This window comes from Niallia sp. CD-39 (genome assembly GCF_059874745.1).
In genome coordinates, this window is record NZ_JCBCPS010000006.1 from 150,922 (window position 1) to 165,316 (window position 14,395).

Below are 14,395 nucleotides of genomic sequence, written 5' to 3' on the forward strand. Positions count from 1 at the left end.
CTTTTGGCTTTTAACGAATTATAGTTGCGACAAGAGTCCGATGACTGCAAGGAGGATGAGGATTCCAAAAAATAGAGCAGTTTTTGGAGGAATCTTCGGTTTTTGTGATCGACCTCGAAAAGCAGGTCGAGAAAAGCCTGCAGCAGAAGCTTGCCCATCTCTTAGCATTGCTACACCAATTAGGAAGCCTGCTAGCAATCCAAATACGTGGGCAGTAATGTTAATGTTAGTTCCCATGAAGCTCATTAACAAACCAATTCCGGTAAAGACAATGATTAATTGGGTGTTGGCAGGCGACATCATGTTCCGCCTAAAGACGATAATCGCAAGGTAAAAGCCGAATAAACCGTAGATTGCGCCACTTGCTCCAACATGAGAATAAATAAGCGGCTCAAGGAATAGTGTGGCGATATTGGCACCAATTCCAGCGCCTAAATAAACGAGAAGAAATTTCCACTTCTTCAACGCTTGCTCAAGTGCTGGCCCGAATAAGACGAGTGCAAAGCAATTGAATAATAGATGAGCAAAGCCGCCATGAATAAAAATTGGCGTAACGAGTCGCCATATCTCCCCTTGCATGATCCAAAGATTAAAGCCAATGAATAGGTCATTTATGCCCTTAGTTGGCGGGAACATTCCTAATAGATAAAGTGCTAGATTAATGGCAATAATGGTTGTGATAACAGGATAAAATCGTCTAAACTCATTGAAGTTTTCCGTTCGAACAAACATAGTTTTCCCCCTTTTAGTTTCTCGGGCTAAAAGTATAACATCCTTTACTATACATAATAGCTTGAATGAGGACAAATAAGCACTTCAAAAGCATTTAATTTTTATGAAGAAGGGAGGACATATAGAATGATTATTGGAATAGGAATTGATTTAATTGAATTGGAAAGAGTTTCAAACCTTTTAACGAGGCAAAAGAAATTCATTGACCGCATATTAACAGAACGAGAGCGTATAGACTTTGACAGGCTAACACAGAAGCATCGAAAGACCGAATTTCTAGCAGGTCGATTTGCAGCAAAAGAAGCATACGCAAAAGCAATTGGAACAGGGATTGGCAAGGATCTTTCCTTTCAAGATATAGAAATTATGAAAGATGAAAGAGGGAAGCCTGTTATTGTTAAGCCTGAAGAGAATCGGATTCATCTCTCAATCTCTCATAGTGAACAATATGCGATTGCACAAGTCATTATTGAAGAATAACCTAATGTTTTTTTAGTTTGTCTTATTCCTTCTGGTATAATCCCACAGGTTGTCTCATATATTCGTAGTGCAAAGAGGAGACAGGCCAATTTGTAATCGAGGCTAAAAAGCCGAAAAAAGTGACAAAAGGGGTTGAAGGGATGAAGAAAAGATTTATACTACTGCTTTTCGTTCTGTCGGCTGTAATGGCTTTGGCAGCCTGCGGTACAAAATCACAGGAGGATGTTACGAAAGAGCTTGGGCAAAAAGTAGAAGATTTAAAAAGCTACAAGGCAAATGCAAAAATGACGTTGCAAATGGGAACTGAGCCACAAACGTATGATATCGATGTATGGTACAATGATCCACACTATTATCGAGTAAACTTAAAGAATGCCGAAAAAGATCAAAGTCAAATGATTCTACGTAATGATGAAGGTGTCTTTGTATTAACACCAGCATTAAATAAAAGCTTTAAATTCCAAAGTAAATGGCCTGAGAATAGCAGTCAAGCATATTTATACCAATCATTAATCAAGGATATTTTAGAAGATAAAGAAGCAAAATTTACAGCAACTGACGATCATTATATTTACGAAACAAAAACAAGATATCAAAACAATCAAATGCTTCCTCTTCAAGAAATTGCCTTTAAAAAGTCAGATTTAACACCGGTGCATGTAAAGGTGATGGACACGGACAGAAATCCTCTTGTAACTGTTGAGTTTTCTGAAGTGAAGTTTGGTGAGAAGTTAGATAAGAATGATTTTGATACGAAGAAAAATATGACAAGCGCGGCTATTGATCATGTTCCAGTTAGTGGAGAGGAAGGTCTTTCGAACGAATTCTCTGTGCTTCATCCTAATTTGGAACAGTTAAATCTTGGTAATGTTGAGTTGATTAAAGAGTCGGAGATTAGCTTAGAGGATGGAAAGCGAATCATTCTATCGTATGGCGGAGATAAGTCCTTCACATTGATACAAGAAAAAGCAAATGTTAAGCCAGTTGCATTTGTTGCAACATCTGTAAATGGTGAGCCTGTTGATTTAGGATTTACGATCGGAGCATTATCAAATAATACAGTGACCTGGTCAAACAATGGGGTTGAATATATGCTTGCATCCAATGATTTGACCAAGGATGAGTTGATCGCTGTTGCAAAAGCAGTTGAAGTGGATGTTGATAAGTAAATATAATGGAGGCTGATTAGATTTAATGAATCTAATCAGCCTCTTTTTGTGCGAAGATAAAGAAAGCATGAAATGATGAATTGTAATTTACGATCTTGTTCAATGTCTAATTCCAGGCACCATAGCTATCGGTTTATGGAGGGCTACACAGGCCGCGGGTCATGTCAACAATGCCCACACGATGCTGGCTCATTTTCGCGTTTCTTAGAAAAAAACTTTATAAAAGATTTGACATTTTTCTTTATTAATTGATAATGGAATGAAAAGAGCTTTAATGAGTTAAAGGGAGTGGGCGAATGTGGCAGCAAGATTTGTTTTATAGAGATACGTGGGCGGAGATAAATCTCGACCACATCACATATAATGTAGAGAATATGATGAAATATCTTCGTGACGGAGTTCAACTCATAGCGGTCGTTAAGGCGAATGGATACGGACACGGAGCAGTTGAAGTTGCAAATACTGCACTTCAAGCAGGTGCATCGCTTCTAGCTGTAGCAACTTTAGATGAGGCGATTTCACTTAGGAATGCTCAAATTGCATCGCCAATTCTTGTGTTAGGTGCGACTCGACCGGAAAATGCACGTTTAGCCGTTGATCATAACATCGTTTTAACTGTGTTCGATTATTTATGGATAGAAAAAGCAGGGGAGATTCTCTCACCAGCAGATCATTTAAAGCTCCATATAAAATTTGATTCTGGTATGGGGAGAATTGGTGTTAGGAAAAAGGAAGAGTGGAATTCTATTCAAGCTTCCATTAACAAGCATTCAAACATTGAGATACAAGGAGTGTTTACACACTTTGCGACAGCAGATGAGCTGGATGAAACATATTTTAAAAAACAAGTCGCTACCTTTAAAACAATGCTAGGTTGGATTGAACATACACCATCGATCGTTCATTGCAGCAATAGCGCAGCGGCTCTAAGGTATATGGATGTGCAGTTTAATGCAGTTCGCTTTGGCATTTCCATGTATGGTTTATCTCCCTCTACGGATATAAAATATCTCCTTCCATTCTCATTAAAAGAAGCGATGTGCTTACGGACAAAGCTTGTGCATGTCAAGCAGCTAAAAAAAGGTGAAAAAATAAGTTATGGCGCTACGTATGAAGCGACAGAAGACGAATGGATTGGAACATTGCCTATCGGTTATGCTGATGGATGGTTACGTAAATTGTCTGGACAAGAGGTATTAATTGATGGAAGTAGGGCCAAGATTGTCGGGAGAATCTGTATGGATCAGTGCATGATCAAATTGCCAAAGCAATATGAAGTCGGTACGGATGTCACGCTAATTGGTAACCAAGGCAATGAGCAGATTCCTGTTGATGAAATTGCTGCTAAGCTAGAAAGTATTAACTATGAGATCACTTGCCAAATCTCTTCAAGAGTACCGCGGGTTTATAGGAAAGACGGTCGAATCGTCTCGGTATCAAATGCATTAATTCCTACTATATAAATAGTCATGACATGAAAAGTTAAGAAAAAGTGGTACTTTTTCTTAAATCATGCATATTTTTTTCACACTTTTGCCGATAATACTGATGAATTCACAATTATAGGTCTTTGCATACATGATGAATAATGGTAATATTGAAAAGGGTAGATACAAAAAATGGTGTGTAGTGATGGTGGAGGTGTATGTCTGTGTCTGAGTCCAGTACAACGACAGAAATATTAGTTGAGTTGCCACAGCATCTAGTAACCGAATTAGATGGCTTTGTGAAACAAGAGAACGTGAATCGTAGTGAATTCATTTATCAGGCAACGAAAATGTATTTGCGTGAACGGAAAAAGAGACAGATTCGTGAATCCATGAGACGTGGATATATGGAGATGGCAAAAATTAATTTGACGATTGCATCGGAAAGTTTTCAAGCGGAATATGAGGCAGAACACACGGTTGAACGTCTAGTTAGCGGAGGATAATGCCTTGATTGTTAAACGTGGTGACGTTTATTTTGCAGACCTATCCCCAGTTGTTGGCTCCGAGCAAGGTGGTGTACGTCCAGTACTAGTCATCCAAAACGACATCGGGAATCGGTTTAGTCCCACAGTGATCATCGCAGCTATTACAGCACAAATTCAAAAAGCGAAGCTGCCTACTCACGTTGAAATTGATGCGAAGCGTTACGGCTTTGAAAGAGATTCTGTAATTCTCCTAGAACAGATTCGTACAATCGACAAACAGCGTCTAACCGATAAGATTACCCATCTCGATGATGAGATGATGGAAAAAGTGGATGAAGCTCTGCAAATCAGCTTGGGACTCATCGAATTTTAATAAACGCGAAAACGTCCAATCTGTGGAGGGCGTTTTTTATTTGTTTAAGAATGGTTGACATCCGCTTTATCCTGACACGAGTTTTCAACTCATTCTGATGTTTTTTTAGTTAGTACTAATACTTTTAAGAATTGAATTAACTTTTTCTTGATGTTTAAACCTGCCTTTTTGGCGGGTTTTTTCTTTATATATGTCTATTCGTCTTTTGACAACAGGAAAAATAGGTTTGATGATGTTTGCTTTTGGGTATATAAAAAAGTCATGATACATATCGATTAATTTCATGTAATTTCGATAACATTTTTATAGTTTGTTTTACATTTTACACTCTTGGCAAGTGATGGAAAATTAGTGTGTTACTATAAGGAGGATACTATGGAACGTAAAATTGTATCGTTTATTCAAGAAAACAAAGATAGAGTTTTTAAGCATTGGCTAGAAGAAATGAAGGTTCAAGCAGATGAGCGTGTCATAAATATTGTCTCAGATCAAGTATATACAGCAACTAGTAGGGAGTTTTTAGATCTAATCATCGTGAGTTTAACGGAAGATAAGGAGGAATTCCTCACTCAATTGACGGACTATACTGAGAAGTTAGTGCGGTTAGGGTGGTCATTAACTTTTGCCACTAAAGCTGTTCACTTATTCCGAAAAGTATTGATGCTGGAGTTGAAGGAGGCTGGGGTGGTTCATAAAGACAATGAAGTCGATTTTCTCTATATGTTTGATGAATGGATCACACCATTTACTCATAAAATTGTGCAGACGTATTCAACCACTTGGGAGAGAACGGTTTCAATGCAGAAAATGGCTCTTCAAGAGTTGTCAGCACCACTCATTCCTATCTTTGATGGAATCACGGTGATGCCATTAGTTGGTACAGTTGATACAGAAAGAGCGAAACAAATCATGGAGAATTTGCTTCATGGTGCAGTCAAGCATCGTTCAGAGGTTGTCTTAATTGATATTACTGGTGTTCCTGTCGTTGATACGATGGTCGCGCATCATATTATTCAAGCTGCTGATGCGGTTCGGTTAATTGGTGCGAAATGTATGCTAGTAGGAATTCGACCAGAAATTGCCCAAACTATTGTGACTCTTGGCATTGACTTAAATCAAATTACAACAAAAAGCACATTGAAAAAAGGTATTGAAACAGCGTTGGAAATGCTCGATCAAAGAATTGTGTACGTGAGGGAAGTATAATGAAGTTACCAAGGATACCAATTTTAAAATTAAAGAATTGTTTGCTGATTTCAATTCAATGGGAATTGGATGACCAAACGGCACTTGAATTCCAAGAAGATTTATTAAATAAAATTCATGAAACAAATGCAAAAGGTGTAGTCATTGATATAACAGCAATTGATTTTATTGACTCTTTTATCGCAAAAGTATTAGGAGATGTCATTAATATGTCAAGCCTGATGGGGGCGAAGGTGGTTATGACGGGAATTCAACCTGGGGTGGCTATTACATTAATTGAATTAGGAATACGTCTTGACGATGTCCAAACAGCATTAGATTTGGAAAAAGGGTTAGAGAAATTACAACAGGAGTTGGGGGAGTAACCATATGGAGAGCCAATCCTGCGTAAAGATTATTAATGAATGGGACATCGTTGCTGCTCGTCAGCTAGGACGTAATGTAGCAAAAGAGCTTGGTTTTGGCAATGTGGATCAAGCAAGAATTACGACGTCCATTAGTGAATTGGCAAGAAATATATACTTATATGCTGGTCAAGGTCAAATTGCGATTGAGAAAAAGTACGATCAAGGGAAATCGGGTTTATGTATAAAAGCGATTGATCAAGGGCCAGGTATAACTGATTTAAGACAAGTAATGGAAGATGGATATTCAACTTCAGGAGGATTGGGAGCTGGCCTTCCTGGTGTCAGAAGGTTAATGGATGAGTTTTCTATTGATTCTTCCTCAGAGAAAGGAACTTCGATTCTAGCAATCAAATGGCTCCGTTAGGGGGATTTGCAAAATGGGGAACCGCGAGGATTTAAAAGAAACATACAAAGATATTTTACTTGAATATATGAAGGAACAATCTGAGCAATCTCTATACTCATCGCAAAAGTTTAGCAGGACGGTCATTGAGGAACAGGTATCTCCAGATGAAATCATAAGTATACACAAGCAAGTTCTATTAGAATTATGTCCACAAATGAAAACAGAGTTGGCGCATTCCTTTGATATTTTATTGGAAGTGATGGTTGGCTATGGTTTTGCTTACAGAGAGCATCAAAAATTAAAGGATGTGCAAAAAGAGCTCCGAACAGAGATGGAGATTGCAGCGAATGTTCAAGAAACATTATTAGGAACGGAAATTCCACGGGTGCCAAGTTTAGACATTGGCGCTATTAGTGTTCCTGCGAAACATATGAATGGGGATTACCATCATTTTGTAAAAGATGATGATTATAAAATAAGTATAGCAATTGCTGATGTTATAGGGAAAGGCTTACCGGCTGCGCTTTGTATGACGATGATAAAGTATGCGATGGATAGTCTTCCTGAAAACAGGAATGACCCCCATAGTGTGCTGGAGAATTTAAATCGGGTCGTAGAACAAAACGTAGATATTACAATGTTCATATCGATGCTGTACGGTATTTATCATACAGATAAGCATAAATTTATATATGCTTCTGCGGGACATGAGCCTGGATTATATTTCGACCCATACACAAATGATATTAAAGAGCTACCATCTAAAGGAATTTTATTAGGTGTAGATCGAAATGCTCGTTATCGCCATTTTGAAAAGAAAGTAGATGTTGGTGGGATGATTATTTTAATGTCTGACGGTGTTACGGAGTGTAGAACAGAAGAAGGTTTTATAGAGAAAGAATTCTTGCTTAATATGATTAAGCAACATGCTCATATGTCTTCACAGGAAATTGTTGATCACGTATACAAAGAGTTAGAAAAACTTCAACATTTTCAACTGCGCGATGATTTTACATTGATTATTTTAAAAAGAGTGGTTTAAGGTTATAGCAAGTGGGTACTTTATAGTAATGGATTTTATCTGAAGGAAGGGTTAATTATGAATATGACAATAGATGTAAAAGAAAATGATTCGCTAGTCGAGATTAAAGTTTCTGGAGAAATTGATGCGTATACGGCTCCAAAGTTAAGGGAAAGTCTTTTTCCTCTCTCAGACAAGGAAAAAGTAAAAATGCTTGTGGATCTATCAGAAGTTTCCTATATGGATAGTACTGGACTTGGTGTGTTTGTTGGTGTGTTCAAAAATGTTCGCAGTCACGATGGAGAATTCAAGTTAATTGGGCTATCTGAGCGATTAACTAAGTTGTTTAAGATTACTGGTTTGGCTGATATTATTGAGATCAATAGTAAGATTGAAGGTGGAATATAATGAACGAATCATTAGATTATATTGAAATGAAGATTCCTGCCAAAGCAGAATACGTAGGTATCATTCGTTTAACCCTATCAGGAATAGCAAGCAGACTAGGTTTTACTTATGATGAAATTGAAGACATTAAGATTGCAACGAGTGAAGCTTGTACGAATGCCGTTCAACATGCTTATAAGTCGGCTGATGGTGGCGAAATATTAGTTGGTTTCGGGCTATATCAAAATCGTTTAGAGGTCATTGTTGTCGATAACGGCAAGAGCTTTGATTTTATTCAGGCAAGACAAGGCATCGGTCCATATAAAGAGAACGAAAATGTGGAATTCATGCGTGAAGGGGGACTAGGACTTTACTTGATTGAAACTTTGATGGATGAGGTGAGGATTCATCAAAAAGAGGGTGTCACGGTCTTTATGACGAAGTACCTTGAAGGAGAGCAGGTGGAGATGGATGCAGAAAAGATCTCAACCTAACCAGAAATCGAAAGAGGAAATAAATGCGCTTATAAAAGCGTATCAAGAGCATCAAGATGAAGAAGCTCAAAATATCCTCGTTATGAATTATCATAACCTCGTTGAATCTATTGCACGAAAGTATTCAAAAGGGCAATCATTGCATGAGGACATCGTACAGGTTGGTGTGATTGGTTTATTAGGAGCGATTCGAAGATATGATGATTCGTATGGCAAATCCTTTGAGGCGTTTGCTATTCCGACAATTATTGGTGAGATCAAAAGGTTTTTACGTGATAAAACATGGAGTGTCCATGTGCCCCGTCGCATAAAGGAATTAGGACCAAAAATAAAATCAACAGCTGAAGAGTTAACGACTGTCTTGCAACGTTCTCCAAAAGTACACGAAATCGCAGATGCTATTGGTGTAACAGAGGAAGAGGTATTAGAGGCAATGGAAATGGGGAAAAGTTATCAAGCATTATCAGTAGATCATTCGATCGAGGCGGATTCTGATGGTGGAACGGTTACATTATTAGATGTCGTTGGTAATGTTGATAATGGATATGAAAAAGTTAATCAAATGCTTGTTCTTGAGAAAGTTTTATATGTATTAACCGATCGAGAAAAGCAAATTATTCAGTTTACGTATTTAGATAATCTTAGTCAAAAAGAAGCTGGTGATCGATTGGGAATTTCGCAAATGCATGTGTCAAGATTACAAAGAAAAGCAATCAAAAAACTTCAAGATGAAATTAATGCAGAGCGATCAAAATCAGAGATGTCATTATGAATGAATTAAAAGATCAAAAAATACATGTGCTTTCACATCAGGTCGTAAAGCAAGGAAAACGATTGTGTGGAGATGACTTCTTTTTTACTACGACGAAAGACTATTTTGTTTGTGTGCTGGCCGATGGTCTTGGAAGTGGGGAAATCGCCAGGGAGTCATCTTCCGCCGCAGTAGAAATTGTGAAAGAACACCATGACAAAAGTGTTTCCGATATGATGCGATTATGTAACGAGCAATTACTACATAAAAGGGGGGCCGCGGTTGCCATCTTCAAAGTTTGCTATAAAGAGCCACTATTCGAATATAGCTGCGTTGGCAACATCCGCTTTTTTCTTTATTCAAAAATGGGTAAGTTGACATACCCCTTGCCGGTGACAGGGTATTTGTCAGGTGCGAAAACGGTCTATAATACACATCGTTTTCAATATGAAGAAGGTTCAAAGTTTATCATCCACACCGATGGATTTCTTATAAAGGAAGTCAAATCATTGCTTTATTCGACATTGTCGGTAGAAAGCATTTTTGAAAAAATAAAACAGCAGAATTCCACAGCAAATGATGATGCGACATTTATTGTAGGGAGCTTACTGTGAAATGTAGGCTTCTTTTTTATATGGATGGATGTTGGATATGAAACTTATCGAAGCTTTTGTTAAAATAAAGGAAACAGCATTTGGAGGTAAGGATTTGGAGAGAGATCAGCTAATTCAACTCATTGCGAAAGAACAAGGCTTAAAACCAAAGCAGGTCCAACATACAATTCAATTATTAGAGGAAGGCAACACGCTTCCATTTATTGCACGCTATCGAAAGGAATTAACAGGTGCACTAGATGAATTGCAAATTCGTCATGTAATGGAACGTTGGCAATATATTGAGAACTTAGAGCAACGTAAATCTGAAGTCGTGCGCTTAATTGAAGAGCAAGGAAAATTAACAAATGAATTAATGTTAGAGATTAAGAAGGCCTCAAAACTGCAAGAGGTGGAGGATTTATATCGACCTTATAAGCAGAAACGTCGAACAAAGGCGACGATTGCAAAGGAAAAAGGGTTAGAGCCTTTGGCAAAATGGATAATAGATTTCGATATGAGCGAAGTTCCAGAGGAAAAGGCGAAAGAATACATATCAGAAGAACACGGACTATTAACAGTTGAAGACGTTTTAAATGAAACAAAAGAAATCATTGCTGAATGGGTTTCTGATGATGCGGAATCTCGTAAATGGATTCGTACACAAACCTTTAAAGAAGGAAAAATTGTTTCTACTGTTAAAAAAGAAGAGCTTGACGAAAAAAATGTATTTGAAATGTACTATACATATGAAGAGCCGATATCAAAAGTTGTACCTCACCGTACACTTGCTTTGAATCGAGGGGAGAAGGAAGATATTCTTCGTGTACAGATTAAACCTCATGATGAGCGGATGATTCAGTACTTAAAGAATAAGTGGATTAAAAAGGAAGCTTCACCGTCTACTGCAATTGTTGAAGAATCAATTACAGAAGCGTATAAGCGATTTATCCAACCTTCGATTGAGCGTGAAATTCGAAACGAGCTAACTGAAAAGGCGGAGGAGCAAGCGATTACGATTTTCTCGGAAAACCTGCGCAAACTCTTATTGCAGCCGCCACTTAAGGATCGGATTGTCTTAGCGGTTGATCCAGCATTCCGAACGGGCTGTAAGTTGGCTGTCATCGATGAAACTGGAAAGGTCTTAGCGATCGATGTAATTTATCCACATCCACCTGTTTCTAAAAAGAATGAAGCGAAAAGCAAAGTAATAAAGATGATAGAGCAATATCGTGTAGATATGATTGCGATTGGGAATGGTACAGCTTCGCGTGAAACGGAACAATTTATAGTAGAGACGATCAAAGAGGTTGAACAAACTGTCTTCTATATCATCGTGAATGAAGCGGGAGCAAGTGTATATTCTGCTTCTGACCTTGCTCGTGAGGAGTTTCCTAAATTACAAGTAGAAGAAAGAAGTGCAGTATCCATTGGAAGAAGAATTCAAGACCCGCTCGCTGAACTTGTGAAGATTGATCCTAAATCGGTTGGAGTAGGTCAATATCAGCATGATGTTTCGCAAAAGAGGTTATCTGAATCATTAACCTTTGTTGTTGAAACAGCCGTTAACCATGTTGGTGTGAATGTAAATACAGCATCTTCTTCACTATTACAGTATGTTTCAGGTCTATCTAAAACGGTCGCCAACAATATAGTTAAAAAGAGGGAAGAAGAAGGCAAGTTTACAAGTCGTACGCAATTAAAGAAAATTCCTCGCTTGGGGTCAAAAACATATGAGCAAGCAATCGGATTTTTACGAATCCTAGATGGGAAGGAACCGTTGGATCAAACGGCTATTCATCCTGAGTCGTATTCAGAGGTAAAGCAATTGCTTGCGGAGATAGGGTTTGTTACAAGGGATTTAGGTTCTGAGCAATTGCGAGAGAAGTTGTCATCGCTTGATCGTAAAACACTTGCTGAGCAACTATCAATTGGTGAGCTGACTTTAAACGATATACTTGATGCGTTAATGAAACCCGGAAGAGATCCGCGTGATGAGCTTCCGCAACCGCTTTTAAAGCAAGATGTATTACAATTAGAAGATTTAAGTGATGGGATGGAGCTACAAGGGACAGTGCGCAATGTTGTAGACTTTGGTGCCTTCGTGGATATCGGGGTTAAGCAGGATGGGCTTGTGCACATTTCGAAAATCAGCAATCGATTTGTGAAGCATCCATTAGATGTCGTCTCAGTTGGTGATATCGTGACGGTATGGGTGGACCAAGTTGATGCTAAGAAAGGGCGAGTCTCCTTAACGATGAAAAAACCTCAATAAATTAGATAGAGAGTCGTAAGTGACTTTTACGGCTCTCTCTCGATTTTTGAAAATATTCGATCAAGAGCAGTTCTTCTTCGTGTAAAAATACCAACATTGGTTTAGTAAAATGATTTGAGAACGGTTTTTTTCTAAAAACGCTCGCTGAATTTGATTTTTTAGCCAGGTAGGCATGATTGGCCACCTCCGTAAATCTTCATAAGTGTATAAGTAATGTATGCTACAATAGGTTGTCATGTTCACTACATTTTTAGGAGGAAGTGTTTTGGAGCAAAACGAATTGCAAAGATTAGTAGAACGGATATCACTTGTGGATTTTCGAAAAACATTTCGTCATAAGGCAATGTTTAACAAACGCTTACGCACGACTGGTGGAAGGTACATGCTTTCTGATCACCGAATTGAAATCAACCCAAAGTATTATCAACAGATGGGCATGGAAGAAATGATCGGGATTATCAAACATGAACTTTGTCATTATCACCTTCATTTAGATGGAAAAGGTTATAAGCATAGTGATCGCGACTTCAAAGAGTTATTAAGAAGAGTCGGTGCCCCAAGATATTGTTCTACACTTCCTGACCAAGTTAAAAAAAGAGAATCGAGATTAGTGTATCAATGCCAAAATTGTCTTAAAACGTATGCACGAAAAAGAAAAGTCAATACTGAACGATATGTGTGCGGATTATGTAAAGGAAAGTTGAAATTCATAGAAAAAATTATAGTATAATTGCAGGATAATAAATCAAAAATATATTAGAAAAACAAGCTTGACTTTTAATAGTACGGTTATTATAATTTAAAGAGTCGAAAAGATGATGTTTATCCATTCGGCTGTTATTGAATGTAAGCTCTAAATTATTCCGCAGTAGCTCAGTGGTAGAGCAACGAGCAGAGCATCGGTGAAACAACTTCGAGTTGTACGCATCGAGCTGCAACTTGAATGAACATTCTGAGATGCGGACATTCGGCTGTCTTTTAATGGGGATTACAAAAACGACATTAATTATTCCGCAGTAGCTCAGTGGTAGAGCATTCGGCTGTTAACCGAACGGTCGTAGGTTCGAATCCTACCTGCGGAGCCAATATGGGGAAGTACTCAAGTGGCTGAAGAGGCGCCCCTGCTAAGGGTGTAGGTCGTGTAAGCGGCGCGAGGGTTCAAATCCCTCCTTCTCCGCCATTTTTTTATTTTGGCCCGTTGGTCAAGCGGTTAAGACACCGCCCTTTCACGGCGGTAACACGGGTTCGAATCCCGTACGGGTCATTTTTCACTTTTATAGTTTTAGTGAAAATAGAGACGATGAAAATCGACTCTTTTGTTTTCTGTAGAAGTTATATACATTTTGGGCTATAGCCAAGCGGTAAGGCAACGGATTTTGATTCCGTCATGCGAAGGTTCGAATCCTTCTAGCCCAGCCATTTCTATGAGCCATTAGCTCAGTTGGTAGAGCATCTGACTTTTAATCAGAGGGTCGAAGGTTCGAGTCCTTCATGGCTCACTTGAAAAGTGATTTTTTTATTTTTGTGCGGGTGTGGCGGAATTGGCAGACGCACCAGACTTAGGATCTGGCGCCGCAAGGCGTGGGGGTTCGACTCCCTTCACCCGCACCAAAAAAGTTGTTGCGTTTATGTGTTGGGTGTGCTATTATAAAGTTCGTCGCTAAAAATAAGCGGTCGTGGCGGAATGGCAGACGCGCTAGGTTGAGGGCCTAGTGGGGGTTAACCCCGTGGAGGTTCAAGTCCTCTCGGCCGCACCAAAAAAAGTGTTGACAATCAAAAATAGAAATGTTAAGATATGAAAGTTGCTTTTGATAAATGCGCCCGTAGCTCAATTGGATAGAGCGTCTGACTACGGATCAGAAGGTTATGGGTTCGACTCCTTTCGGGCGCGCCATATAAAACGGGGAGTAGCTCAGCTTGGTAGAGCACTTGGTTTGGGACCAAGGGGTCGCAGGTTCGAATCCTGTCTTCCCGACCATGCGAGACTCTAAATTTTATTACTTAATATAATATATGCGGGTGTAGTTTAGTGGTAAAACCTCAGCCTTCCAAGCTGATGATGAGGGTTCGATTCCCTTCACCCGCTCCAAAAAAACATTGCTCTTTGAAAACTGAACGAACAAAAAACGTCAACGTTAATCTAAACTGAGTAATCAGTTAAACAAGCACCATAGGTGCAAAAACGAGCTAATCAAACACTTTATTGGAGAGTTTGATCCTGGCTCAGGACGAACGCTGGCGGCGTG

17 protein-coding genes and 10 tRNA genes are annotated in these 14,395 nt (G+C 38.8%); 25 read left to right on the forward strand and 2 right to left on the reverse strand.

The window, feature by feature from the left end; translation table 11 throughout:
• Positions 1–18: 18 nt before the first annotated feature.
• On the reverse strand, positions 19–732 hold the full coding sequence (locus tag AC6F34_RS14105; protein ID WP_500773224.1) for a rhomboid family intramembrane serine protease: 714 nt from the start codon (positions 730–732) through the stop codon (positions 19–21).
• A gap of 126 nt (positions 733–858) precedes the next feature.
• On the opposite strand from AC6F34_RS14105, the gene acpS reads away from it, so the two are divergent.
• From acpS to AC6F34_RS14175, 14 genes are all read left to right on the forward strand, one after another.
• Positions 859–1,212 carry a holo-ACP synthase gene (acpS, locus tag AC6F34_RS14110; RefSeq protein WP_500773226.1) on the forward strand — a complete coding sequence of 118 codons (354 nt, stop codon included), beginning with the start codon at positions 859–861 and terminating at the stop codon, positions 1,210–1,212.
• A 140-nt stretch (positions 1,213–1,352) separates the two neighbouring features.
• The gene (locus tag AC6F34_RS14115; protein ID WP_500773228.1) at positions 1,353–2,381 is read left to right on the forward strand and encodes a LolA family protein; all 1,029 of its coding nucleotides are present in this window, start codon (positions 1,353–1,355) and stop codon (positions 2,379–2,381) included.
• Positions 2,382–2,677: 296 nt separating this feature from the next.
• The gene (gene alr / locus AC6F34_RS14120; protein ID WP_500773230.1) at positions 2,678–3,844 is read left to right on the forward strand and encodes an alanine racemase; all 1,167 of its coding nucleotides are present in this window, start codon (positions 2,678–2,680) and stop codon (positions 3,842–3,844) included.
• Between the two features lie 188 nt (positions 3,845–4,032).
• Positions 4,033–4,314, forward strand: coding sequence for a CopG family ribbon-helix-helix protein (locus tag AC6F34_RS14125; RefSeq protein ID WP_500773232.1), 282 nt, complete (start codon positions 4,033–4,035; stop codon positions 4,312–4,314).
• A gap of 4 nt (positions 4,315–4,318) precedes the next feature.
• Positions 4,319–4,669, forward strand: coding sequence for a type II toxin-antitoxin system endoribonuclease NdoA (ndoA, locus tag AC6F34_RS14130; protein ID WP_019156408.1), 351 nt, complete (start codon positions 4,319–4,321; stop codon positions 4,667–4,669).
• 375 nt (positions 4,670–5,044) lie between these two features.
• Complete coding sequence (rsbRA, locus tag AC6F34_RS14135) at positions 5,045–5,875, forward strand: RsbT co-antagonist protein RsbRA (RefSeq protein ID WP_500773235.1); 831 nt, start codon at positions 5,045–5,047, stop codon at positions 5,873–5,875.
• The gene (locus AC6F34_RS14140; protein ID WP_500773237.1) at positions 5,875–6,240 is read left to right on the forward strand and encodes an STAS domain-containing protein; all 366 of its coding nucleotides are present in this window, start codon (positions 5,875–5,877) and stop codon (positions 6,238–6,240) included. Before rsbRA ends, AC6F34_RS14140 begins: the two co-directional genes overlap by 1 nt.
• A 4-nt stretch (positions 6,241–6,244) precedes the next feature.
• Positions 6,245–6,646: an anti-sigma regulatory factor gene (locus AC6F34_RS14145; RefSeq protein WP_500773239.1), complete on the forward strand. Its 402-nt coding sequence runs from the start codon at positions 6,245–6,247 to the stop codon at positions 6,644–6,646.
• Between the two features lie 13 nt (positions 6,647–6,659).
• Complete coding sequence (locus AC6F34_RS14150; protein ID WP_500773241.1) at positions 6,660–7,670, forward strand: PP2C family protein-serine/threonine phosphatase; 1,011 nt, start codon at positions 6,660–6,662, stop codon at positions 7,668–7,670.
• A gap of 57 nt (positions 7,671–7,727) precedes the next feature.
• Complete coding sequence (locus AC6F34_RS14155; RefSeq protein ID WP_500773243.1) at positions 7,728–8,057, forward strand: anti-sigma factor antagonist; 330 nt, start codon at positions 7,728–7,730, stop codon at positions 8,055–8,057.
• Positions 8,057–8,530 carry an anti-sigma B factor RsbW gene (gene rsbW, locus AC6F34_RS14160; RefSeq protein ID WP_500773245.1) on the forward strand — a complete coding sequence of 158 codons (474 nt, stop codon included), beginning with the start codon at positions 8,057–8,059 and terminating at the stop codon, positions 8,528–8,530. The genes AC6F34_RS14155 and rsbW overlap by 1 nt, the downstream gene beginning before the upstream one ends.
• On the forward strand, positions 8,508–9,302 hold the full coding sequence (gene sigB / locus AC6F34_RS14165) for an RNA polymerase sigma factor SigB (RefSeq protein ID WP_500773246.1): 795 nt from the start codon (positions 8,508–8,510) through the stop codon (positions 9,300–9,302). The genes rsbW and sigB overlap by 23 nt, the downstream gene beginning before the upstream one ends.
• Entirely contained in the window at positions 9,299–9,895 is a 597-nt protein-coding gene (locus tag AC6F34_RS14170; RefSeq protein WP_500773248.1) for a PP2C family serine/threonine-protein phosphatase, read from the forward strand. Before sigB ends, AC6F34_RS14170 begins: the two co-directional genes overlap by 4 nt.
• Before the next feature lie 37 nt (positions 9,896–9,932).
• Positions 9,933–12,149, forward strand: coding sequence for a Tex family protein (locus AC6F34_RS14175; RefSeq protein WP_500773250.1), 2,217 nt, complete (start codon positions 9,933–9,935; stop codon positions 12,147–12,149).
• Between the two features lie 60 nt (positions 12,150–12,209).
• Here AC6F34_RS14175 and cmpA read toward each other — a convergent pair whose 3' ends face one another.
• Entirely contained in the window at positions 12,210–12,323 is a 114-nt protein-coding gene (gene cmpA / locus AC6F34_RS14180; RefSeq protein WP_500773252.1) for a cortex morphogenetic protein CmpA, read from the reverse strand.
• Between the two features lie 91 nt (positions 12,324–12,414).
• Here cmpA and AC6F34_RS14185 point away from each other — a divergent pair, with 91 nt between their 5' ends.
• The 11 genes from AC6F34_RS14185 (at position 12,415) to AC6F34_RS14235 (ending at position 14,238) form a co-directional block, all read left to right on the forward strand.
• On the forward strand, positions 12,415–12,879 hold the full coding sequence (locus tag AC6F34_RS14185) for a SprT family protein (protein ID WP_500773254.1): 465 nt from the start codon (positions 12,415–12,417) through the stop codon (positions 12,877–12,879).
• A 280-nt stretch (positions 12,880–13,159) separates the two neighbouring features.
• Positions 13,160–13,234: transfer RNA gene (locus AC6F34_RS14190), tRNA-Asn, on the forward strand.
• Between the two features lie 4 nt (positions 13,235–13,238).
• A tRNA-Ser gene (locus AC6F34_RS14195) sits at positions 13,239–13,329 on the forward strand.
• 12 nt (positions 13,330–13,341) lie between these two features.
• Positions 13,342–13,413 (forward strand) — tRNA-Glu (locus tag AC6F34_RS14200).
• Between the two features lie 80 nt (positions 13,414–13,493).
• Positions 13,494–13,568: transfer RNA gene (locus AC6F34_RS14205), tRNA-Gln, on the forward strand.
• Positions 13,569–13,575: 7 nt separating this feature from the next.
• Positions 13,576–13,648, forward strand: a tRNA-Lys gene (locus tag AC6F34_RS14210).
• Between the two features lie 27 nt (positions 13,649–13,675).
• Positions 13,676–13,760, forward strand: a tRNA-Leu gene (locus AC6F34_RS14215).
• Between the two features lie 59 nt (positions 13,761–13,819).
• Positions 13,820–13,906 (forward strand) — tRNA-Leu (locus tag AC6F34_RS14220).
• A gap of 60 nt (positions 13,907–13,966) precedes the next feature.
• Positions 13,967–14,043, forward strand: a tRNA-Arg gene (locus tag AC6F34_RS14225).
• Positions 14,044–14,050: 7 nt separating this feature from the next.
• Positions 14,051–14,127: transfer RNA gene (locus tag AC6F34_RS14230), tRNA-Pro, on the forward strand.
• A gap of 37 nt (positions 14,128–14,164) precedes the next feature.
• Positions 14,165–14,238: transfer RNA gene (locus AC6F34_RS14235), tRNA-Gly, on the forward strand.
• Positions 14,239–14,395 lie beyond the last annotated feature (157 nt).